The organism is Pseudoalteromonas sp. SG43-7 (genome assembly GCF_014164295.1).
GTDB lineage: Bacteria > Pseudomonadota > Gammaproteobacteria > Enterobacterales > Alteromonadaceae > Pseudoalteromonas > Pseudoalteromonas rhizosphaerae.
The window spans coordinates 1-22518 of record NZ_JACJEY010000067.1 but is presented as its reverse complement, the minus strand read 5'-3'; the positions used below and the strand labels follow the sequence as shown (position 1 = coordinate 22518).

17 protein-coding genes and 1 tRNA gene are annotated in these 22518 nt (G+C 41.0%); 7 read left to right on the top strand and 11 right to left on the bottom strand.

Annotated elements, in window-relative coordinates; translation table 11 throughout:
- Positions 1-162: 162 nt before the first annotated feature.
- Positions 163-1905 carry an arginine--tRNA ligase gene (gene argS / locus H5200_RS20580; protein WP_149982070.1) on the bottom strand — a complete coding sequence of 581 codons (1743 nt, stop codon included), beginning with the start codon at positions 1903-1905 and terminating at the stop codon, positions 163-165.
- 55 nt (positions 1906-1960) lie between these two features.
- Positions 1961-3544, bottom strand: a complete 1584-nt coding sequence (prfC, locus tag H5200_RS20575; protein ID WP_145235504.1) for a peptide chain release factor 3 — start codon at positions 3542-3544, stop codon at positions 1961-1963.
- Positions 3545-3806: 262 nt separating this feature from the next.
- Between prfC and H5200_RS20570 the strand changes: the two genes are divergently transcribed.
- A complete protein-coding gene (locus tag H5200_RS20570; protein WP_182762438.1) occupies positions 3807-6488 on the top strand; it encodes a hybrid sensor histidine kinase/response regulator in 2682 nt (893 codons plus the stop codon).
- Here the strand turns inward: H5200_RS20570 and rimI are convergent.
- The 4 genes from rimI to H5200_RS20550 form a co-directional block, all read right to left on the bottom strand.
- Entirely contained in the window at positions 6474-6935 is a 462-nt protein-coding gene (gene rimI / locus H5200_RS20565) for a ribosomal protein S18-alanine N-acetyltransferase (protein ID WP_182717138.1), read from the bottom strand. The genes H5200_RS20570 and rimI overlap by 15 nt on opposite strands.
- The gene (locus tag H5200_RS20560) at positions 6922-7230 is read right to left on the bottom strand and encodes a hypothetical protein (protein ID WP_182762436.1); all 309 of its coding nucleotides are present in this window, start codon (positions 7228-7230) and stop codon (positions 6922-6924) included. The genes rimI and H5200_RS20560 overlap by 14 nt, the downstream gene beginning before the upstream one ends.
- A 65-nt stretch (positions 7231-7295) precedes the next feature.
- A tRNA-Trp gene (locus tag H5200_RS20555) sits at positions 7296-7372 on the bottom strand.
- Between the two features lie 480 nt (positions 7373-7852).
- The gene (locus tag H5200_RS20550; RefSeq protein WP_182762434.1) at positions 7853-9208 is read right to left on the bottom strand and encodes an MATE family efflux transporter; all 1356 of its coding nucleotides are present in this window, start codon (positions 9206-9208) and stop codon (positions 7853-7855) included.
- A gap of 131 nt (positions 9209-9339) precedes the next feature.
- On the opposite strand from H5200_RS20550, the gene H5200_RS20545 reads away from it, so the two are divergent.
- Positions 9340-10224 (top strand): LysR family transcriptional regulator, encoded by an 885-nt coding sequence (locus H5200_RS20545; RefSeq protein WP_182762432.1) that lies wholly within the window; start codon positions 9340-9342, stop codon positions 10222-10224.
- A 162-nt stretch (positions 10225-10386) separates the two neighbouring features.
- Here H5200_RS20545 and guaA read toward each other — a convergent pair whose 3' ends face one another.
- Both guaA and guaB read right to left on the bottom strand, forming a co-directional pair.
- Positions 10387-11964 (bottom strand): glutamine-hydrolyzing GMP synthase, encoded by a 1578-nt coding sequence (gene guaA, locus H5200_RS20540; RefSeq protein WP_145235498.1) that lies wholly within the window; start codon positions 11962-11964, stop codon positions 10387-10389.
- A gap of 103 nt (positions 11965-12067) precedes the next feature.
- Positions 12068-13537 (bottom strand): IMP dehydrogenase, encoded by a 1470-nt coding sequence (guaB, locus tag H5200_RS20535; protein ID WP_149982073.1) that lies wholly within the window; start codon positions 13535-13537, stop codon positions 12068-12070.
- Positions 13538-13672: 135 nt separating this feature from the next.
- Here guaB and xseA point away from each other — a divergent pair, with 135 nt between their 5' ends.
- Positions 13673-15007 (top strand): exodeoxyribonuclease VII large subunit, encoded by a 1335-nt coding sequence (xseA, locus tag H5200_RS20530; RefSeq protein ID WP_182717141.1) that lies wholly within the window; start codon positions 13673-13675, stop codon positions 15005-15007.
- A gap of 6 nt (positions 15008-15013) precedes the next feature.
- On the opposite strand, the gene H5200_RS20525 is transcribed toward xseA, so the two are convergent.
- The gene (locus H5200_RS20525; RefSeq protein WP_182717142.1) at positions 15014-15682 is read right to left on the bottom strand and encodes a hypothetical protein; all 669 of its coding nucleotides are present in this window, start codon (positions 15680-15682) and stop codon (positions 15014-15016) included.
- A 29-nt stretch (positions 15683-15711) separates the two neighbouring features.
- Entirely contained in the window at positions 15712-16527 is an 816-nt protein-coding gene (gene cysE, locus H5200_RS20520; protein WP_149982076.1) for a serine O-acetyltransferase, read from the bottom strand.
- A 338-nt stretch (positions 16528-16865) separates the two neighbouring features.
- Between cysE and H5200_RS20515 the strand changes: the two genes are divergently transcribed.
- Together H5200_RS20515 and H5200_RS20510 are read left to right on the top strand one after the other, a co-directional pair.
- Positions 16866-17258, top strand: a complete 393-nt coding sequence (locus H5200_RS20515; RefSeq protein ID WP_182717228.1) for a hypothetical protein — start codon at positions 16866-16868, stop codon at positions 17256-17258.
- Positions 17259-17260: 2 nt separating this feature from the next.
- Positions 17261-17581 (top strand): helix-turn-helix domain-containing protein, encoded by a 321-nt coding sequence (locus H5200_RS20510; protein WP_016708636.1) that lies wholly within the window; start codon positions 17261-17263, stop codon positions 17579-17581.
- A 164-nt stretch (positions 17582-17745) separates the two neighbouring features.
- On the opposite strand, the gene H5200_RS20505 is transcribed toward H5200_RS20510, so the two are convergent.
- Complete coding sequence (locus H5200_RS20505) at positions 17746-20631, bottom strand: pitrilysin family protein (RefSeq protein ID WP_182762430.1); 2886 nt, start codon at positions 20629-20631, stop codon at positions 17746-17748.
- A 248-nt stretch (positions 20632-20879) separates the two neighbouring features.
- On the opposite strand from H5200_RS20505, the gene H5200_RS20500 reads away from it, so the two are divergent.
- A complete protein-coding gene (locus tag H5200_RS20500) occupies positions 20880-21836 on the top strand; it encodes a methylenetetrahydrofolate reductase (RefSeq protein WP_145235486.1) in 957 nt (318 codons plus the stop codon).
- A gap of 238 nt (positions 21837-22074) precedes the next feature.
- Positions 22075-22425 (top strand): hypothetical protein, encoded by a 351-nt coding sequence (locus H5200_RS20495; protein ID WP_182762428.1) that lies wholly within the window; start codon positions 22075-22077, stop codon positions 22423-22425.
- Positions 22426-22518: the final 93 nt, after the last annotated feature.

Genomic DNA, 22518 nt, shown 5'->3' with positions numbered 1-22518 from the left:
GGTTCTAGGTTCTAGGTTCTTCAAAAATTTATAAACAACTATCTGTGTGTCAACTATTCTTAGAACCTAGGGCCTATTTCTTCCTAGTACCTTGTCACTTTTGCATGTGACTTAGGCTAAATAAACTCATTAACGCAGCTAAAGCGAACTACACGCAGCAGATTACATTTGCTCCATGACTTCGATGCCTAGTAGATCTAAGCCTGTGCGCAGCGTATCCGCTACCAAATTACACAGCACTAAACGGCTATCGCGTACACTTGGCTCTACGCCTTCTTTAAGTACTGGGCAAGCTTCGTAGAAGGTCATGTATAGGCTGGCAAGCTCGTATAGGTAACTACATAATACGTGCGGTGTTGCCTCACTGATCATTTGATCAAGTACTTCTTCTAATTGCAGTAGTTTAAGCGCAAGGGTTTTTTCTTGCGGCTCAACAATAGCGACATCTGCGTTTAAACTTGCTGCGTCTACGCCTGATTTACGGAAAATACTGCGTACACGAGTATAAGCATATTGTAAGTAAGGTGCTGTTGCCCCTTCAAAGCTAAGCATACTGTCCCAGTTGAAAATGTAATCACTGGTTCGGTGCTTAGAAAGGTCTGCATATTTAACTGCGCCAATACCTACTTTACGGGCAATTTCACTGCGCTCTTCATCAGTTAAGTCAGACTCACGTTCAGCAAGCTTAGCAGCAGCTCGAGTGATTGACTCTTCAAGTAAATCAGCAAGTTTTACCGTGCCACCTGTACGCGTTTTAAATGGTTTACCGTCTTCACCCATCATGGTGCCAAATGGGCAAAATTCGTAGCTAGTTTCATCGCGTAGTAAACCGGCTTTACGTGCAGTAAGCTCTACTTGATTGAAGTGTAGGCTTTGACGCGCATCAACAAAAATTAAAATGCGGGCTGCGCCTAACTTGTTTGAACGGTAATCACAGGCGGCTAAATCGGTGGTTGCGTATAAGAAACCGCCACCTGATTTTTGCACGATAAACACTGATGGCTCACCATCTTTATTTGCCAGCTCATCTAAAAACACCACCTGTGCGCCTTGTGACTCAACGGCAATATTCTTATCTTGTAATAACTTAATGATATTGTTCAGTTCACTGTTATAAGCACTTTCAGCCATGATGTCGTCTGGTGTAAGCGTTACATTTAAGCGTTTGTATACTTCTTCAGAATGCTTTACCGAGGTTGCGATAAACAACTTCCATAGTTTTTCACAATGCGCGTCGCCACCTTGTAGTTTTACTACGTAATCACGCGCTTTATCTGCAAAACCTTCTTCATCATCAAAACGCTTTTTAGCGTCGCGGTAGAAGGTTTCTAGATCAGCAAGTGCCACAGAATCTAAATCAACACCTTGGCTGATTTGATCTTCCAGATGCGCAATCAGCATACCAAATTGCGTGCCCCAATCGCCCATGTGGTTTTGACGAATAACCGTGTCGCCACGAAACTCCAGTGCGCGTACTACTGCATCGCCAATGATCGTTGAACGTAAATGCCCAACGTGCATTTCTTTAGCAAGATTAGGTGATGAGTAATCAACCACTACTTTTTGCGGTTGTGCATGCTCAGCAACAGCCAGCTTTGCATCTTGGTTTGCCGCTTTTAAGCTTTGCGCTAAAAACTCAGGTTTTAGGTGAATATTGATAAAACCAGGGCCGGCAATTTCTGTTTTATCTGCGATATCACTTACATCTAAGTGATCAATAATTTGTTGTGCAAGCTCTCGCGGGTTGCTTTTCATTTTTTTAGCAGCGCCCATTGCACCATTAATTTGGTAGTCACCAAATTGTGGGCGGGTACTCTGTGTTACCGCAGGGTTAGTATCTGCTGGTAAGCCAGCGCCAGTCATGGCTGCGATGGCTCTTTCAATTAGTAGGGTACGAATATTCATGTAATTTATTACCTTTACCAGCCCGCGTTAGCGGGCTTTAAATTAAAATTTGAGTCTAATTTTCACGCGTGTGGTTAAATGTCACTTCTGGATAGCGCTCAATTGATAAGTTAAGATTTACACGACTCGGCGCTATGTAAGTTAAGTTATCGCCGCCATCAAGCGCTAAGTTGCTTTCGCACTTACGTTTAAAATCTTCAAACTTTTTAACGTCAGTCGAACTTACCCAACGTGCGGTATTTACATTTACGCTTTCGTATAAAGCATCTACGTTATATTCTGCTTTCAAACGCGCTACAACCACATCAAACTGCAATATACCAACCGCGCCTACAATTAAGTCGTTATTAATAAGCGGTCTAAATACTTGTACTGCCCCTTCTTCAGATAGCTGCACCAAGCCTTTTAATAATTGCTTTTGCTTAAGTGGATCACGCAGACGAATGCGGCGGAATAATTCCGGCGCAAAGTTTGGAATACCAGTAAATTTAAGCTTTTCACCTTGTGTGAAGGTATCACCTATCTGGATCGTACCGTGGTTATGTAAACCAATAATATCACCTGCAAAAGCATCACCTGCACGCTCACGATCACCCGCCATAAAGGTTACCGCATCAGAAATACTGACTTGTTTACCTATACGCACATGGTTCATTTTCATGCCTTGGCTGTATTTACCCGACACAATACGCATAAACGCAATACGGTCACGGTGCTTAGGGTCCATATTCGCTTGAATTTTAAATACGAAGCCAGTGAAGTTCTCTTCTGTTGCAACAACAGTACGGTCTTCTGTTTCACGCGGTAATGGCGTTGGTGCCCACTCAGTTAGGCCATCAAGCACATGATCAACACCAAAGTTACCAAGCGCAGTACCAAAGTACACTGGTGATAACTCACCCGCTAAAAATAGCTCTAAATCAAATTCGTGCGATGCACCAATAACAAGTTCTAACTCTTCACGCAGTTGCCCAGCAAGCTCATCGCCAATCGCTGCATCAAGCTCAGGGTTATCAAGCCCTTTAATGCTGCGTACTTCTTGAATAGTATGACCTTGGCCAGTTTTGTATAACAAGGTTTCGCCGCGGTGAATATGATAAACACCTTTAAACTCTTTACCACAGCCAATTGGCCATGTGATCGGTGCACAAGCTATATTTAGCTCTGTTTCAACTTCGTCTAACAACTCCATCGGATCACGAATATCGCGGTCACATTTATTCATAAATGTGACAATTGGCGTGGTACGTAAGCGCGTTACTTCCATTAATTTACGAGTACGATCTTCAACACCTTTAGCCGCATCGATCACCATCAAACATGAATCGACCGCAGTTAAGGTACGATAAGTATCTTCAGAGAAATCTTCATGTCCTGGGGTATCAAGTAAGTTTACTAGCGCTTTATTGTATGGGAATTGCATAACAGAGGTCGTGACCGAGATACCACGCTCTTTTTCCATTTCCATCCAGTCAGACTTGGCATGTTGATTAGAGCCACGGCCTTTAACGGTACCCGCTTTTTGAATAGCTTGTCCGAACAACAGTACTTTTTCGGTGATGGTAGTTTTACCAGCATCCGGATGCGAGATGATCGCGAACGTGCGTCGCGTATTGATTTCGTTTAATAAATTAGACATGTAAGCCGCTTTAAGTCATAACAAGGCGCAACCAAAAACAAACCTAAGCACAGGTCTTCGCTACGCACTGTAAATATAAAATAGAATTAGTCACATTATACCTTGTTTGTCTTAGCCAAAAAAGCAACGATTGCAAGTAATTAGCCGATAACTTGGTTTAAAATCAGCTCAACCCGTTTGCTGCAGCGAACGCACTAAACTTGTGTAATTTTACGCTAACGCATACTATTGATAGATTACATGGAGGATATTTTGTTTGGGTATGAGAACAAGTAAGTTAAGTATAAGATTATTATGGTATATCACGCCTTTGGTGATTTTACCGTTATTGTTTTTAGGTGGCTTTACTCTCACCAACGTTACCAGCTCCACACAAAAACAAGCCGAGCTCATTGTTAGCCGTTTTGTTGAACAGCAACAACAAAAAATGTTCAATTACATCGATTCATTCCACTCCACTACAAAGTTACTCTCGGCCTCCCCTGTACTAAGTGACTTTTTAGCAGATGACTTACGCGATAACGGCAATTATACCCGTCGTCTAGGCGCACTAATGGATGTATTTGCAAGCTATTCAGAAGCTTATCCCGATATTGTTAGCGTAAATTTAGTCTCTCCGGATGGTCAAAGCGACGCCTATTACTCCAGTAATTTAAATACCGCACCAACCAGCTATCCATTTTTCTCACAAGTTTTACAAAGTAACTTACGCCAACAACAGTTTATGGTGCAAAAACAAGATGGCACTACCAGTTTGTATTTTATTCAACGTATTTACAGTGCTGATTACTACCTTAAACGTCCGCAACAATTAGGGTTTATTGTGTTGCATGTTGAGCCATCGATTTTAAATACCAGCATTTTAGAAGCGCCCTATAACAATACCTTAAATTTATTACTGACCAGCAATGGCAAAATATTATTTAGCTCAGACTACAATAAGCGCGGTCAATATATTAGCGAATATGAGCTGCAACAAATTCACGACTTAGCCGATCTAGGTAAGCTCTCAACCATAGAGTTATCGAGTATTGATAAGGTTGAACGGATGATTTACGCCATCCAAATGAGCGGCGGTTATTATTATGTCTCGACCATCCCCAAAGCCTTGCTTTATCAATCCGGCAAAGCGATCAGTTTGATCACCGCCTTGATTGTAATTATTTCAGTGATCACCCTGCCGATGCTGATTTTTATTGTGGTACGTAATTTACTACTTAACCCAATTGAGTTACTTGGGGCAGCCAGCCATCGAGTAGGAGACGGCGATTTGTCGGTATATTTGCCTGCCCATAATAATGATGAGGTGGGGGTATTATTTAATGATTTTAATCACATGGTGAACCAAATTCGTCATTATCAAGACGAACTTGAAGAATATAAACATCACTTAGAAGATAAAGTCGAAAGCCGTACCAAAGCACTTGAAACCATGAATAGTCAACTCGAGGTGGCCATTGCCCAAGCGGAACAAGCGAACCAATTAAAAAGCCGCTTTTTAGCCAATATGAGTCATGAAATACGTACACCACTAACCGCCATCATGGGCTTTACTGAGCAGCTATTACACAGCCAAAATACAACCGGCGACGCTTGGCACCTAAATACTATATTACGTAACTCTAAACACTTACTTGAACTCATCAATAATATTTTAGACTTGTCGAAAATCGAAGCCGAAAAATTAGCTGTTGAAAAAGAACCGCTAGATATTGTGCAGTTAGTTCATGATATTGATTCGATTATTCGTCCTTTATCACAAGAGAAAAAACTTAACTGCAATATCAATTTTCACTTACCATTACCGCGTATAATTAATAGTGATAGCACTCGTTTAAAGCAAATTCTCATTAATATTGCCAGCAATGCAGTGAAGTTTACCGAGCAAGGTTTAATTGAATTAGATATTACCTATAACAGTGATTTACAACTCATAGAATTTGCCATTAAAGATAGCGGTATTGGCATGTCAGAGCGAGAAGTTGAGCGGGTATTCAAACCTTTTGAACAAGCTGATACAACAACAACACGACGCTTTGGCGGCACTGGCTTAGGCTTATGTATTTCTAAAAATTTAGCACAATTGCTCGGTGGTGATGTTTATGTAACAAGCACGCCAGGCCAAGGAAGCTGTTTCTGCGTGCAAATTGCCTGTAACTTACCTGCAGATAAACAACAAACAGTGCCAATGCTGACTGAGTTAAGCCAATTAACTCCCGCTAAGGACTTACAGCTTTCATTCGCAGAAAATAGCTTTGATGCCAATATATTAGTCGCCGAGGATAACCCTGACAACCAAGTACTAATCAAGTTATTACTGCAAACATGGGGGCTTGAGCCTGATATAGCCAATAATGGTGCAGAAGCTGTTGAAATGGCGCTGGTGAATGACTATCAATTAATCATTATGGACATGCAAATGCCGATAATGGGCGGCTTAGAAGCCACGCAAATGCTCCGCCATGCAGCCTACGATGGGCCGATCATTGCACTTACCGCGAATGTTATGAAACATGACGTAAACACCTATTTGCAAGCCGGTTGCGACGAAGCACTGGCTAAGCCTATCGATAAAGATGCCTTAGAAAGTGTGCTTGTTAGCTATTTAAATATTGAAAAAGACAGCCAGAATAAATGGGATAGCTTGCTAAACAGCGAAAAATTTCAACAGATCAACGACAACTATCGCTTAAAACTGCCAGGTTATTTAACCGACGTTACGCAGCTATACAATAATGGTGAGTGGGAGCAGCTCAGAGCACTGGCCCATAGTTTAAAAGGCAGTGCTGGTTGTTTTGGTTTTAGTAATATTCACCATGCGGCGGCCACACTTGAAGATAATTTACGTGGCCGTGATCACAACCGCCGTGATTATTTAGCACTGAGCTTAATTGAAGCGATAAAATATACCTTGCAACAAGAACAGTCATTAACCAAAAAGTAATGTCATTCCCATTAAGATAGCATCTTCATGGCCATTTTTTGATGGGTCACTACTTGGGTAGTAATTTTTACGTACCGACATTTCACTAAAGCCTGCCTGCTCATATAAGGCGATGGCACGAGTATTGGTTTCACGTACTTCTAAAAATAAGTTTTCAGCGTGATGCTTTTCGCCGTATTCAATAAACGCTGCAAGCAATTGTTTGGCAATCCCCTGCCCCTGAAAATCAGGTGCCACGCAGATATCCATTAAAGTAAAGTCAGGCCCTGCTTTTTCACCGATATAAAAACCAATAATTTGCTGTTCATTAAACGCAGCTAAATTAAAGTAACGTCCAGCGAGACATGATTGCATAGTGTTTACTGTCCACGGATGAGTGTGACATGCGTTCTCAACACGCATCAACGCATCAATGGATAATTCAGTAACAGATTCAAAGGTTATCAAGGTGTGTGCTCATCAGCGCCCATAGCGCGCGTTTATTATCAGCATTAAGCTGCTGGGTTGGTAAGCTCAATTGACCATCATGCCATGTAAGCTTATCGCTTTGCACTACTTGGCTAATTTTTAATGGGGCAATAGCGCGATTTAAATCAGCCAATAGCGTTGTACTTAGCTCTATATTTACCTGCGGCGCTGCACTTGGTGCATCAGAACGTTGTTCAGCGACAGGCTGTAATCGGAAATGCTGATTTAGTTCGAGGTTTTCTATACCAAAAATAGCTGCGTATCGTGGATGCATAAAAACTCAGTAGATTTAAACACTGGAACAATATAAGAAGTAATCAAGGCTATGTAAAGAAGAAGTGGCAGGGGCGGAGAGACTCGAACTCCCAACCATCGGTTTTGGAGACCGCTGTTCTACCAATTGGAACTACGCCCCTGCAATGACGACGAATTATAGAGAAGTTTCGCTAAAGGTAAAGAAAAAAATCACTCCTTTAGTTTAACTGCTTTTTAAATAAACAAAACGGCGAATTAGTCAACTAATCCGCCGTTTTTATAATTACTTACCTAAACTAGGATAAGCCTTCATATATATCCATGTTCAGCATTTTTTACTTTTTGCTACTCGCAGACGTTTTAGTTCAGCTTTGGCCCAGACTGAGGATTCGGCCATATCACAACGAAGCCCATGCTTCTTTTCAGTAATAAGCGCGGTTAAGTTCAATTCTATTCACTTTTTATACTCAACTTGTTGTCCACTTTTAAAGCGTATCAAAACATGAGCGACCAGCTACATATCAAGTCATAGTAAGTGGTGCAGACTCTTGTTGTTAAAACACATAACTCGCTTTTGCCCCAAAGTTATTTAACGCTCGTCGATATGAAAATATCCTTACTATTTTGTTCTTATTGTTTTTTTAAACGAAACTTTGTTGTTTATGCATGTACATAAAACCTTTCAGGTTGCTTAATAGCATCGGCAGTACGATCAATGCGAAGGCAATGTTAGATAAAGGGACGGCTAACCAAACACCATCGATACCTAGGTATTTCGGCAAGATGAATAGGAAAGGAAACTGTATCAACATATTGCCGACGGAAACAAACAGGGCTTGTCCGCTTTTACCAACGGCGACGAAGTAGATGGACGCCATGAATAAGAAGCCATCTAAAAACAATGCCATTAAGTGTAAACGAATACCGTTTTTGCTTGCTTCAAGTAATGCATCATTGCCTGTGGTAAAGATGCTGATAAAGATTTCCGGAAAAATGTTAAACAGTATTACCAAAGCTATACCGGACCCAACGGTAACAGAAAAAGCCAGTTTTACGGTTTCGCTAATGCGTTTGTATTGCTTGGCGCCTAAGTAGTAACTCACTGGTGGCTGCAAGCCGCTGACTAAGCCTTCAGCGAAGAAGTAATAACAGCTCGCTAAGTAGCCAACAATCGCGAATGCGGCTAACTGCGTGGTGTCTCCGTAGGCCATAAATTGCATGTTATGGAACGCCATGACGAAGCTGAAGTAGATAAACATCACTAAGTTTGACGACCCTAATTGCACGATACGAATGGCGATGGTCTTATCAAGTTGTTTAACCGATAGCTTGGTTTTAGCTTTTGACGACGTAAAGTAACGTAAACACAATATACAAGTGGTTAATTGAGCAATTAAGGTAGCAATAGCTGCACCTTTTAATCCCATATCAAGATGGCCTAAGAAAACATAGTCCAAGACAATATTGGTCAAGGCACCTACAATGATGAATACCGTCGCAAGGTTTGGGCTATCGTCATTTCTAACCAACATCGGCATGGCACTAGCACCAATCGAAATAAGCGCCCCAAACGACATGATCTGCACATAACCCCAACTCATCTCTAAGGTGACGCCGGTCGCGCCTTGAATATTGAGCAGGCTCTGACCAAAAACGATAAACACAACTGTGGCCAATAAGCCGATCAAAATAATCAAGAAAAGCGCTGTGATGAGTGTTGCTTGAGTGGCTACGAGGTTATTCTCGCCACGATATTTAGACAACACGCTGCCGCCTCCCATACCAACAAGCAAACCAAAGCCCATGATTAAACCAAGCAATGGAATTGCCATGTTGATACCTGCAAGTCCGTTTGCCCCAACATAGTGACCAACGAAGAAACCATCAATGATCTGATATAGACCACTGACTAACATAGCGACGATGGAAGGAATGGCAAAACGCCAAAACGTGCCTGCGACGGATTGTGACGGTTGAACTTGTGGGGCAGCTTGCATCTTAAATATCCAGAAGGTAATAATGCGGGCATAATATATTTAATTGAGATATAAGAAAATCAGTTACCATCCGCTTAAAGGATGGATTAAAAAGCTTAACTAGCCGCTAAATGGCCGTTTAGGAGATAGGAATGAATTGGACATTGGATCAATTACTGGCTTTTGTTACCGCCGCTGAGCAGGGTTCTTTTTCTGCAGCAGCAAGGCAATTACAAAAGGCACAATCACGAATTAGTAGCGCCATAGCCAATTTAGAATTGGATTTAGGGTTTGAGTTATTTGATCGCAGCTCTAAATACCCCGTATTAACGCCTCTGGGGAAAGAGATGCTTCCCGAAGCGCGAGCCGTGCTTAACCAATGCCTTCGATTAGATTCAAGAGCACTTACAGCTGCGAACAAAGAGCCCATTTCGTTACGAATCGCCCTGGATGAAGCCTTACCACTGGAAACCATTCATTCTATTTTTTCTCAAGTAGGCGATTTGTTTCCTAACACTCATTTGGTTATTACCAATGGCTCACAAGACGACATTGCCAATGCCATTGCTAATCAAAAGGCCGACATTGGTTTTATGATTAGCAACAGTGCTTTGCCACCCAAGTTAACCTTACAGTCTCTGGGGTATTTTAGAAAAATCCTGATTGTCGGTAACAAGCACGTTCTCGCTAAAGAAGATGTATTGACCCTTGCGCAACTACAACAATATCGTCAGTTCGTACTCTGCAACCGCTCAGGAGAAAACCGCGAAAATGCCCTAAGCCCAGATCATTGGGATTTAGACAGTTATTATTTGATTTGTGAATTGGTAACGCAGAATCAAGGCTGGGCCATCGTGCCTGAGCATATAGCCAAGGCGCATTGGTTTTTTGAACAAATAAAAATAGCTCAAGCCGACTTCTTAACGGATCTATTAATTGAAATAGGCATAGTAAAACGACTCGATAGCCCAAGCAATAAATTAACAGATTGGATTACTGAGCAAATGCGCCACTTAATGAACAATCACGCTATATAAAATCTTCCTGCGCAATCGAAAGGCTCTGATCTTATATTTTGACTTATAGAACAAAGTGTCACAGCATTTTTTCAGTGATGTTCCGAATAAAAAAAGTCCGCAATTACGCGGACTTAATTAAGATTTAATGCCTGTTAGTGCTAGACGTTTCAGGCCTAAAAATTATTCCCACTCAATAGTCGCAGGTGGTTTTCCTGAAATATCGTAAACAACGCGTGAGATACCGTCGATTTCATTAATGATGCGGTTTGAAACCAGACCTAAGAACTCATACGGTAAATGTGACCAACGTGCAGTCATAAAGTCGATAGTTTCTACACAACGAAGTGAAACAACCCAGTCGTACTTACGTGCATCACCCATAACCCCTACCGACTTAACCGGTAAGAATACAGTAAACGCTTGGCTTACTTTATGGTAAAGCTCTGCTTTGTGAAGCTCTTCAATGAAGATAGCGTCAGCACGGCGTAATAAGTCACAGTACTCTTTTTTGATTTCGCCAAGTACACGCACACCTAGACCAGGCCCAGGGAACGGGTGACGATAAAGCATGTCGTACGGTAAACCGAGCTCTAAACCAATTTTACGTACTTCATCTTTAAATAATTCACGCAGTGGCTCAACTAAGCCCATTTCCATGTCATCTGGTAAGCCGCCCACATTATGGTGAGACTTGATCACATGCGCTTTACCAGTTGCAGACGCTGCTGACTCGATAACATCTGGGTAGATAGTACCTTGACCTAACCATTTTGCATTTTTAAGCTTTTTAGATTCGCTATCAAATACCTTAATAAATGTATGACCAATGGCTTTACGCTTGTCTTCTGGGTCTGATTTACCAGCAAGATCCGCTAAGAATAATTCTTCGGCATCCACTTTGATAATGTTTAGGCCAAACTTATTGCCAAACATATCCATTACTTGCTGACCTTCGTTTAAACGCAGTAAACCGTTATCAACAAATACACAGGTTAAACGGTCGCCAATCGCGCGGTGAATAAGCATAGCCACCACTGATGAATCAACACCACCAGATAAACCTAAGATTACTTCGTCATCACCCACTGTATCTTTAATGCGCTCTATGGCGTCATCAATGATTTTTGCTGCTGTCCACAGCTTTTCACAACCACAAATATCAATCGCAAAGCGTTCTAGCAAACGTTGGCCTTGATGAGTGTGGGTTACTTCTGGGTGGAATTGTACGCCGTAAAAACGCTTTTCTTCGTTAGACATTGCCGCATGTGGGCAAGTAGATGTTTTAGCTGTGGTTTTGAAAGTATCTGGAATTTCCATTACTTTATCACCATGGCTCATCCACACGTCTAAAATACCTTCACCGCCATCGGTAATGCTGTCTTCAATGGCATCAAATAATGCACAGTTACCGACTTTTTCAACTTGCGCGTAACCAAACTCTTTCTTATCAGAGCTATGAACGCTACCGCCAAGCTGAGTAGCCATTGTTTGCATGCCGTAACAAATACCAAGTACAGGTACGCCTGCATTGAATACATACTCAGGGGCACGCGGGCTGTTTTCTAAGGTTGTTGACTCAGGGCCACCAGATAGAATGATACCTTGTGGATTGAACTCACGGATCTGCTCTTCCGTTACGTCCCATGCCCACAGTTCACAGTAAACACCAATTTCTCGCACACGGCGGGCGATCAATTGCGTGTATTGCGAACCAAAGTCTAAAATAAGAATTCGTGAATCGTGAATGTCTTTGCTCATTGAGGGTCTCGTTAGTCAAGAACTAGCACTCAGGTTACCTGAATGACTATAATAAATAAGGGCTAGCGAAGCTAGCCCAGTAATTTTAATAGATTTGAAGCTATTAACCTAAGCGGTAGTTAGGTGCTTCTTTGGTGATTTGCACATCATGAACATGTGACTCACCCATACCTGCTGAAGTAACACGTACAAACTGAGGTTTAGTGTTTAATTCTTCAATCGTTGCACAACCGGTTAAACCCATTGCGCTGCGCAGGCCGCCAACTTGTTGGTGAATGATTGTCGCGATTGGACCTTTATAAGCCACACGACCTTCAATACCTTCTGGCACAAGCTTGTCTGCTTGATTTGATTTTTGGAAATAGCGATCTGATGAACCTTCTTTTTGGTTCATCGCACCAAGCGAGCCCATACCACGGTATGACTTGTAGTAACGGCCTTGGTAAAGCTCGACTTCACCAGGCGCTTCTTCAGTACCCGCTAGCATTGAGCCAACCATCACACATGATGCACCAGCAACAAGTGCTTTTACAATATCACCTGAGAAACGAATACCACCATCAGCAATCACTGGAATGTCACGACCTTTTAGGCCATCAACAGCATCAGAGATAGCAGTGATTTGTGGTACACCACAACCAGTAACAATACGCGTAGTACAGATTGAACCTGGGCCAATTCCTACTTTAACTGCATCAACACCGGCGTCGGCAAGCGCAATCGCACCTTCAGCTGTTGCCACATTGCCTGCTACAATTTGTAGTTCAGGGTAAGTTTGACGAGTTTGTGCAACACGGTCGATAACACCTTGAGAATGACCATGTGAGGTATCAATTAGTAATACATCAACGCCCGCTTCGACTAATGCAGCAATACGCTCATCAGTACCTGGGCCTACACCAACAGCAGCACCTACACGTAAACGACCTTGTTCATCTTTACATGCATGTGGTTTGTCTTGTGCTTTTTGATAATCTTTTACTGTGATCATGCCTTTTAATTTAAACGCATCATCAACAACAAGGATTTTTTCGATACGGTGTTCGTGCATTAATCCTAAGATTTCATCACGCGCAGCACCTTCTTTTACAGTGACTAACTTTTCTTTTTTAGTCATCACTGTTGAAACCGGTTGCTCAAGCTTGGTTTCGAAACGCATATCGCGGCTGGTAACAATACCAACAAGGCCGTTTTCAGCGTCCGTTACCGGAAAACCTGAAAAGCCTTTTTCTTCAGCAAGTACAATTGCATCTGCAATGGTTAAATCCGCTGTCACAGTAACAGGGAAAGAAACAATACCCGCTTCATACGTTTTAACTTTACGTACGTTTTTGGCTTGTTCTTCAATTGTCATGTTTTTGTGGATAAAACCTAAACCGCCCTCTTGCGCTAGCGCAATCGCTAAGCGTGCTTCGGTAACAGTATCCATAGATGCTGAAACTAGCGGCAAGTTAAGTTTGATACCACGCGTTAAGCGAGTTGAAATGTTTGCCGTGTGTGGCAAAACAGTAGAATGACCTGGTACTAAAAGTACGTCATCAAAGGTAAGAGCTTCTTTAGCAATTCTAAGCATTTTGGCAACTTCTCACATGTGGATCTTGTTTAAGGAATTGCGGCCAAATTTTATCAGCGTTGTGGGCACGAGTAAATAAGATTTCACAATTATTTATGATAAAATACCCCCATCATCGCTTTTTAGAGTCGCTTTATGGCCGTAACATCCCAGCAGCAAACGATTTATACCGTTTCTAGGTTAAATAGAGAAATAAGAACCGTACTCGAACAAGGATTCGCATCGTTAAATTTAACCGGCGAAATATCAAATTTCATTACACCAGCCTCTGGTCATTGGTATTTCACGCTCAAAGATGATCGCGCTCAAGTAAAAGCGGCGATGTGGCGAGGCAACAATCGAGGCCAACGCTATCGCCCTGAAAATGGCGCACAAGTGACAGTTCGAGCCCGAGTATCGCTGTATGAACCGCGTGGTGACTATCAGCTGATTGTTGAACACATGGAAGCTGCTGGCGAAGGGCAACTAAAGCAACAGTTTGATGAATTAAAAATGCGCTTAGCCGCCGAAGGTTTATTTAGCTCCGCCCATAAACAACCATTGCCTGGGGTTGTGCATCGTGTTGGTGTTATTACATCAGCCACAGGGGCGGCTATCAAAGATATTTTAACGGTACTTAAGCGTCGAGCGCCACAACTTGAAGTCGTGATCTACCCTGCTATGGTGCAAGGTAAAGACGCGCACCTACAATTAATTGATAAAATCAATATTGCTAATGCCCGCAATGAAGTTGATGTAATTATTTTAGGCCGCGGTGGTGGATCACTAGAAGATTTATGGTGCTTTAACCATGAGCTACTGGCACGCGCTATTTTTGCCAGTAACCTACCAATTATCAGTGCTGTCGGTCATGAAATTGATACCACCATTAGCGATTATGTTGCCGATGTGCGCGCCGCAACGCCAAGCGCGGCTGCAGAGCTTGTTAGCCCCAATAGCAGCGAACTTTATAATCAAATCCAACAACAATTAAATCGCTTAGCCAATGCGTTTAAACATCAGTTATCTGCAAAGCAAAGCGTTGCAACAGCACTTGAGCACCGTTTAACATTATGTCACCCGCGTAATCAGTTAAATCAACAAGCGCAACGTTTAGATGAATTGACAGTAGCATTACAGCAGGCGATACAACATCGGCTCTATCAATATGAGCGCCGCTTAAATAATCTAACGCCGCGACTAATGCAGCGCTCACCAGATCGCAAAATTACTCAGGCAAGTCATCAATTACAGCAACTGCAAGGGCGTTTAACACAAACCATGCAGCAACAATTACACAGTGCCCAAAATACCCTCGCAATGCAGGCTAGCCGATTAGAATCTGTAAGTCCGCTCAATGTACTCGCTCGTGGTTATAGCATCACTAAAAATGAGCAAGGGCAAGTGATTAAGTCTATTAAGCAAGTAACTCAAGGTGATTTAATTGTAACCGAGCTTGCTGATGGCGTAATTCAAGCTCGTGTCAGCTGAGGCTCGTTATTCTGACTCAGTACTTAATAATAATGAAAAATCGCGATCGCTTGATTTTGAAGTACTGACTTTAAATTGCTGCCAAAAGTCTTGTTGTACCAACTTATCGTTGAGTTCGCGCCATTGGGTATGATCAAAATCATCTACATCCTTTGGCGCTGCAAGTTCAAATTTACATACCGAACTTTTACACTGCGCACTAACCAATTCAGGGGTGATGCCAAGATCAGCAATCTGTAAAAAGTCTTTCATGGCAGTCTCGGTACGATAAGCCCACTCTTCATTGCGACTTTGCTCAGTAAACTTGTCTAGCAAAGCTTGTTCAAAATCGGACGGTGCTTGCAATTGTTGTTCGTAAGCTTTTACTAATTTTTGCTGTTGCAGTAACTCACGCTTGAGCTGTTGCACTTGTTGCTCAAGCGGTTGCTCTTCTGCCATTTGCTGTTGTGGTGCAATGGCCATTTTTTTGCTATCAATCGCTTGTGCAAAATTTGCAGCTTGATTAGCAACAGCTGTTTCGTCCGTCGCCATTATATTGCGTTGCTGCTCAACCTCGTGTGTTAGCAGTGTATGAACAGGTGTTGTCTTGCTTGAGGTCAACTGAAAGTAACCCCAAGTTAAAACCACGCCAGCAGCAAACGCCAGCACACGAGAAAACAAACCATTATTACTCATTTATAATTCCATTTATGGTTAATTTTGATTTATAGCATTGCGCTGGTGTGCGATTCGTTTTCAGCTTCAACTTCTAAAAAGTTTTGATTCATGCTTTGCGCTGGACAGGGACAATTTGGTTTACCAACAATTTTAGCTGGCACGCCAACTACCGTGGTGTGAGGTGGTACGGCGCTCAATACCACTGAGCCTGCGCCAATTCGGGCGCCCTCGCCGACCTCAATATTGCCGAGCACTTTAGCCCCAGCACCAATTAAAACACCGGCGCGAATTTTCGGATGACGATCGCCTTTTTCATTACCAGTACCACCTAGAGTAACTGATTGTAAAATAGAGACGTTATCTTCAATAACAGCTGTTTCACCAATCACTATACCAGTTGCATGGTCAAACATAATACCATGGCCGACTTTACAAGCAGGATGGATATCAACGCCAAATACTTCTGAGGTACGGCTTTGAATAAAGCGAGCGAGCTCTTTACGGTTTTGTAACCATAAGCAATGGGCGAGTCGATGTGCTTGAATTGCATGGAAACCTTTTAAATTTAATATCACAGTTAAATATGTATCGGCAGCGGGATCACGATCTTTAACGGCTTTTATATCATGGGCGACATGAGTAAGCATTCGATCACATTCAACAAAAGCCTGATCAAATAACTCCCGGATAGTAAATGCAGATACCACTGCGTCTGCCAGCTTATTAGCAACAATAAAGCTCAACGCAGACCCTAAGCACTCATGATTTAAAATGCATGAATACACATGACTTGCTAATAGAGGTTCACGGGTAACGACTTCATTTGCTTCGGTGCGGAGCTGTTGCCAAATTTCATGACGCATAGGACGGCCTTAAATTAATACGAAGATAAGCTTTTATGCAGTTTAACGGATTTCAAGTCAGATGTGTTAACGCTGCGATTATTTGTTATGGTTATTAGATATAACTAAATTTCAAAATCATTCTTTAATAATCTCATTATAGTTTTACATAATGAGTTACGACAGTAGATAAAATTAACGTGTAGCCATAAAAAATATAAAACTTTAAAATTCAATAACTAAACATCAATGACAGTTATACTGTCATATGACAAAATAACAACTGGCGTAAAGCTGACGGCGTAAAAAATAATAATAAACGCTAAATTAGCATCATCAACTTAATAAGGAATACGATGATGAACAATGACATACTCAATACAAAGAAACTAGGCTATAAATTTTACTTTCAAGATGGCGACGATCAAATAGCCTGCTTTGGCAGTTACTTCACAGGTAAGGAAGAAGTCTATATTAATGATGAGCTAGTTAGTGAAAAGCGAAGTATTAATGTCACAAGTAAACACCAATTTGAACTATCAGGTAATACTTTTAATGTTAAGTTTGAAATGCACAATATTTTAACTGGTAGGCTTGAGTGCTCACTGTTTAAAAATAAAAAGTTAGTTAAAAGCTTAGAGCAAACAACTTTATTTAGTAACCCTAAAAAATCAGCTCTTTTTATTGCTGGATGTTTTGTTGTTGGTTTTACTGTTGGGTATATTATTTCAACATTAGCTTTGGGGAAATAATCATGCAATTAAACCCCAAAACTATAAAAGCATTAAGGCAAAAGCTTGATTGGACTCAACAACAGCTTGCAGATGCCTGTGACGTAAGTTTACGAACTATTCAACGGGTAGAAAAAGAAGGCGCAGCGTCTAAAGAAACCACCATGGCCTTGTGTGCAGTGTTAGAAGTACGTCAAGGTGAGTTAATAAAACTTGAGGAAAATACAGTTTCAGTTGCTCAGACACATACTTTAAATACGCAAAGTATCACAACAATTTTAGCGCTGTCGTCCATTGCCAGCTTTGCGCTTGGCATGATCACCGTGTTTTTAATTATGAAATAAGGAGATTTAAACTATGTCAAAGGAATCGCGAGGACACATCACCTTAGTGCTTATCGTCAGTGCAATTATACTTTTTGGATTAGGTGTAAAAATTGGCGCAATGTTATAAAAATGCCCCAAATTTGGGGCATCTAAATTAAGCTTCTTAGTTATTTAAATGCTCGTTATTCAAACACCTTATCTACAGCAAGTACTTCAATATTTTTCGCTGGTATTGCCAGTTTGTAATTAGCGATTACTTTATCCTCAGCAACTAATTCAGCTGGTTTCTCTGCATTATATACCATAGGGGATGTTTGCTCTGACGCTAGGCGCTTTTGCATATCTTTTCCGTCGCCGGTGATAAACACATACTGAATATCATCCGTTTGTAAGTTCTCTTTTATGACACGATTTACATCAGCTACTGTCAGTTTTTCAAGCTTGCTCGTTACATATTTTACGAAAGTATCGGTGTTGTAAAACTCACTATCTAGCGCATACCCTAATTGACGGTTTTGGCTTGCTACCATTTGCGGCACAAAGTTAATTAAGAAGTTACGCGTTGCGTCAAAGTCTTTTTCTGTCATGCCATTTTTGATTAGCTTATCAAGTTCAAATAAAGCGGTACGCGTTGCAAAATGAGCGTCATTGTTCGAGCGCAGCGGGCGAAGCCATACTTGAAATATTTGCTCAGAGCGGCCTAAGTTTGCATCAGGCTTAGTCTGGAACATACCTCGTGGGAAATACTCAATATACGCGTAATCGCCGTAGTTCATACCGCGGGTTTGACGAATGCGCTCATAAAGATATGAGTTTGAACTGCGGTGCTCGCCAAAGTATGAGCGAACTAACCACAGTGCCGTCCAGTCTTCACTACTACGAATGGTATCAATTGGGAAGCCAAACGATACCGCAGTCGATTGCGCTGATTTTTCTACAATTGTAGCGTGATGACCTTTTAGCGCTGGTGCATCAGGAATCGATAAACGACTTTGCTGACCTTTAGGCAAAGCACTTAAATCGCTAAACATGGTTGCTTTAAGTGATTCAGGTACTGCGCCAATTAAACCGACAGTCAGTTTAGCTTGAGTAAATTCTTTCGCATAAAACGCTTTCACGTCATCAAGTGTTAATGCTTCTAAATCAGATAGATCACCGTAGTTATAGCTCTCATATGGGTGACCTTGATACAGCTTATGATAAAGCACTTCTTTACCTAGCTCTTCGTCATTTGAGGCTTTTAGGCCAGATTTTATACCGTCGATGAGCTCTTTCTTAAGGCGTTTAAAGTCATCTTCTCTAAAGCCAGGATTTAGTAACTGCTCACTAACCAGTGCATACCATTGTGTAGCGTTATCTTTATGGACACGCCCTTGTAGCGAAATCATTTCTTTATCTATCTGATAACCAAAGCTACCTGCCAATGGATAAAGTGCCTGTTTAATGTCGTTGTAGCTCTTCGCCTGTGAACCACCTTGAGCAAGCATGGCCGCAGTGAGTGCAGCTACGCCTTTTTGACCTTTAGGATCAGCCGCAGCACCGGTATGGAATAACCAGTTAATATCAATCAATGGCGAACTATTGGTTTTATCTAGCACTTTAAAATGACGCTGTTGCACAGTTTGCTTGCTAGCAACGAGAGTGTTTAAGTCCACTTCTTGTTCAAAACCAGCCACTTTATCCAGTGCAGACATAGTCACAGTAGTACGACCACTGTCTACAAAATACTTATTAGCAATGTCTTTAATATCTTGCGCGGTGATGCTATCTGCCGTTGCATATAACTGATTGACGACTTCTGGATCGCGCTCAAAATGCATATAACTGGCAAGGGTTGAACCTATAGCTTGTGATGAGTCTAGGCCGTTAATAAAGCTGTATTTAAGATTGGATTTTAAATCAGCTAGCTTTTGGCTATCAACCAACTCAGTGCGAGCTTTTGCGTAGGTGCTATTAATTGCATCACGAGCAACCGCTAAATCAGCCTCATTTTCAACTTTCACAAAAACATGTAATAAGCCGGGATCTTTGGTATCAGGGTTATAGCTAAACATTTGGCTAGCAATTTGTTTATCAACCACTAACTCTTGGTAAAGCTCTGAGTTGGTTGAAAAATAAAGCTGTGACAGTAAATCAAGCGCGGCTCTGTCTTTTTGTTTTGGCTGCCAGGCTGTGCCTTTATAAGATACTAATAACCAATGCCCTGGTAAGCCTTCGTTTTGCTCATGTATATATTTCGCCGCTTGCTGTTTTGGTTCGGTTGGAATATCAGCAACGAAATCGCCTTTTTGCCATTGGCCCCAGTGTTTTTTAACCATAGCCATAGTTTCAGCTGGATCAACATCGCCTACAATCACTAATGACACATATTCAGGTTTATAAAACTTAGCAAAAAACTCTTTACCGTATGCCATTTGATCCGGCATGGCTTCAATATCTGCAAAAAAGCCCATGGTGGTATGTTTATAAGTATGTTTTTCGAATGCTTCATTACGTACTGCAGAAAGTAACTTACGAACCGGGCTGGCATTATTTTTAAGGTATTCGCCTTTAACTGTTAATGCTTCGGTACGAAATTGCTCTTCTGAATAAGTCAGGTTTTGAAAAATATCCGCTTCAATTTCAAGTACTTTATCAAGATGTTGCTTTGAAAAGTTTAAGTGATAGTTAGTGTAATCATTGGTTGTATAAGCGCGATTATCAACCCCAGAATTTTTTAGAATATCAGAATACACATCTTGCGGATATTTTTCAGAACCTTTAAACATCATGTGTTCAAAAAAGTGTGAAAAACCGGTTTTACCTGCTTCGACTTCATTACGAGAACCGACAGACACTGGAATTTGTAGTGATACCACATCAGGGTAATCAGTTTTCACCACCATAACGCGTAAACCGTTATCAAGCTCTTCTAATAAATAATCTTGTGAGAACACCCGATCATTACTACTGGCAACCGTTGACTGTTCAATCTCAACCTCTTTGACCATGTTTGAGCCGCTGTTATTTGCACAGCCGCTCAGTGCAAGCGTTACCGCAAGGCTCGTTGCTAATAATTTAAATTTCATTGCTATCCCTTGTTAGTTGAATAAATTTCTTGTTTTTAGTCATCCGATTATGCAACAAAGCAAGTCAATATAAGACCCCTGAGGTAATAAATTATGTAAACAGTTGTGTAACACAGAACTCTTCATTCAGAGCAACATGAATAAAACTCACCTTCGTTGAAAAAGTTTCACTAAAAAAAATCTATCTAGACGTCTAAATGGCTGCTATATTATTTGCCATAGATACTAACTTAGCTGGAATGAGGATTATGGCTTTATCACTACAAGAGAAAATTGAAGACACCAATCAGGGTGTGTACTTAATTGGTACCACCCCACCACGTATTGGTACTGATAAAGCGCAGCTTGAAATTATCGCCCAAAAGCTCTTAGCTCGTTTGCATGAAATTGAATACGATGGCGTGATTATTTATGACATTCAAGATGAAAGTAGTCGCACTGAGATGCCTCGCCCTTTTCCGTTCAAGCAAACAGTAGATCCTCGAGAATACAGTAACTTACTACGTAATTTATCGCATCAAGAAGTGATCACTTATAAAAGTGTTGCACAGCGCGGTGTGGCCGAATTTAAACAGTGGTTAAGCGAAACTAAAAACCAGTTTAATTTAAAAAACCTAGTATTAGTCGGTAGTCCATCATCTGACGGGGATATTAAATTAAGCCTGCCTGATGCTTATAAAGTCTTAAGCGAACAGCCTCAAGACTTCTTTTTAGGAGGCGTTACCATTGCCGAGCGCCACGCAAGTAAACGTAATGAACATGAACGCTTACTTGAAAAAACCACGCAAGGCTGTAAATTTTTTATCTCACAAGCTGTGTATAACGCGCAAGCAACCGTGGATTTGATCACCAGTTATGCGCGCAGCTGTAAAGCTCAAGGTATCGAACCTAAACGTATTATTCTAACCTTTACACCCTGCGGCAGTGAAAAAACCTTAGAGTTTATGCAATGGTTAGGAATTTCCGTACCTGATGCAACTAAATGGCGGATGCTTGATTCGCAAAACCCACTGAGTGAATCTGTACGTATTTGCCGTGAAAACTTAGATTTAATACTAAGAAGTTGCGCGCATTTAGACGTGCCACTGGGGTTAAATATTGAAAGTTTAACCAACCGTAAAGAAGAAATTGATGCATCAATTAATCTTTACCGCTTATTAAAAGCGACAATGGAATTAAATCTTGCTGAAAAACAGATTGCTTAATAGAGTTAAACTTGAGCCTGCCCATTATTTTTAAGTGAACTAGTGTTCATGATTGTTGTTTTTTAGGTAATTTTAAGTATTCTTGTATGCTAATTAGGTAATACTATTAAAAGGAATTTTAAATGCCATTAAATCCACAGGTGAAATAAGAAGTAATTAAAAACATTATAAAATATGAGAAAAAATTAATCACTTTTATCTAGACTCTCAGGGCTATGTAACCACAGGCGTAGGTCATATGATAAAAAACAAACAAGCTGCAACCCTGCTCCCAATGAATAAAGTAGTTAACAATCAACCGGGTCCTCCTGCAACTCCTCTAGAAAAGCAAAAAGAATTTGAAACAATAGCTAAACAAAAAAGAAATTATAAAGCTGAATGGTATAAGCAATTTACTACACTCATAATTAAAGATGTAGAAATTACACGCCAACTAGACAAACATATGGATTCTTTTTACAGAGAGCTTTCTACTCTATATAAAAAGTCTAATGGTTATTATGATGATTTTGATAAATTAGACAAAAATATACAAGTCGCATTATTTGATATGATTTTTAATACCAATCTGCCAAATTATGTGATCTAATTAGCACACTGATACTTATCTACTTTTACTAAATTGAACTTAGAAAAATCCAAGCAACTTTTAGCTTTATCACGTAAAGAGCCTAATGCGAGA

Excerpts from the sequence above, each read along its gene's own strand:
- H5200_RS20500 (WP_145235486.1), top strand. The coding sequence starts at position 20,880 with ATGGCTTTATCACTACAAGAGAAAATTGAAGACACCAATCAGGGTGTG.
- guaB (WP_149982073.1), bottom strand. The coding sequence starts at position 13,537 with ATGCTTAGAATTGCTAAAGAAGCTCTTACCTTTGATGACGTACTTTTA.
- cysE (WP_149982076.1), bottom strand. The coding sequence starts at position 16,527 with ATGCGTCATGAAATTTGGCAACAGCTCCGCACCGAAGCAAATGAAGTC.
- H5200_RS20515 (WP_182717228.1), top strand. The coding sequence starts at position 16,866 with ATGAACAATGACATACTCAATACAAAGAAACTAGGCTATAAATTTTAC.
- H5200_RS20505 (WP_182762430.1), bottom strand. The coding sequence starts at position 20,631 with ATGAAATTTAAATTATTAGCAACGAGCCTTGCGGTAACGCTTGCACTG.
- argS (WP_149982070.1), bottom strand. The coding sequence starts at position 1,905 with ATGAATATTCGTACCCTACTAATTGAAAGAGCCATCGCAGCCATGACT.
- H5200_RS20510 (WP_016708636.1), top strand. The coding sequence starts at position 17,261 with ATGCAATTAAACCCCAAAACTATAAAAGCATTAAGGCAAAAGCTTGAT.
- xseA (WP_182717141.1), top strand. The coding sequence starts at position 13,673 with ATGGCCGTAACATCCCAGCAGCAAACGATTTATACCGTTTCTAGGTTA.
- H5200_RS20560 (WP_182762436.1), bottom strand. The coding sequence starts at position 7,230 with ATGCATCCACGATACGCAGCTATTTTTGGTATAGAAAACCTCGAACTA.
- guaA (WP_145235498.1), bottom strand. The coding sequence starts at position 11,964 with ATGAGCAAAGACATTCACGATTCACGAATTCTTATTTTAGACTTTGGT.
- prfC (WP_145235504.1), bottom strand. The coding sequence starts at position 3,544 with ATGTCTAATTTATTAAACGAAATCAATACGCGACGCACGTTCGCGATC.
- H5200_RS20495 (WP_182762428.1), top strand. The coding sequence starts at position 22,075 with ATGATAAAAAACAAACAAGCTGCAACCCTGCTCCCAATGAATAAAGTA.
- H5200_RS20550 (WP_182762434.1), bottom strand. The coding sequence starts at position 9,208 with ATGCAAGCTGCCCCACAAGTTCAACCGTCACAATCCGTCGCAGGCACG.
- H5200_RS20545 (WP_182762432.1), top strand. The coding sequence starts at position 9,340 with ATGAATTGGACATTGGATCAATTACTGGCTTTTGTTACCGCCGCTGAG.
- H5200_RS20570 (WP_182762438.1), top strand. The coding sequence starts at position 3,807 with ATGAGAACAAGTAAGTTAAGTATAAGATTATTATGGTATATCACGCCT.
- H5200_RS20525 (WP_182717142.1), bottom strand. The coding sequence starts at position 15,682 with ATGAGTAATAATGGTTTGTTTTCTCGTGTGCTGGCGTTTGCTGCTGGC.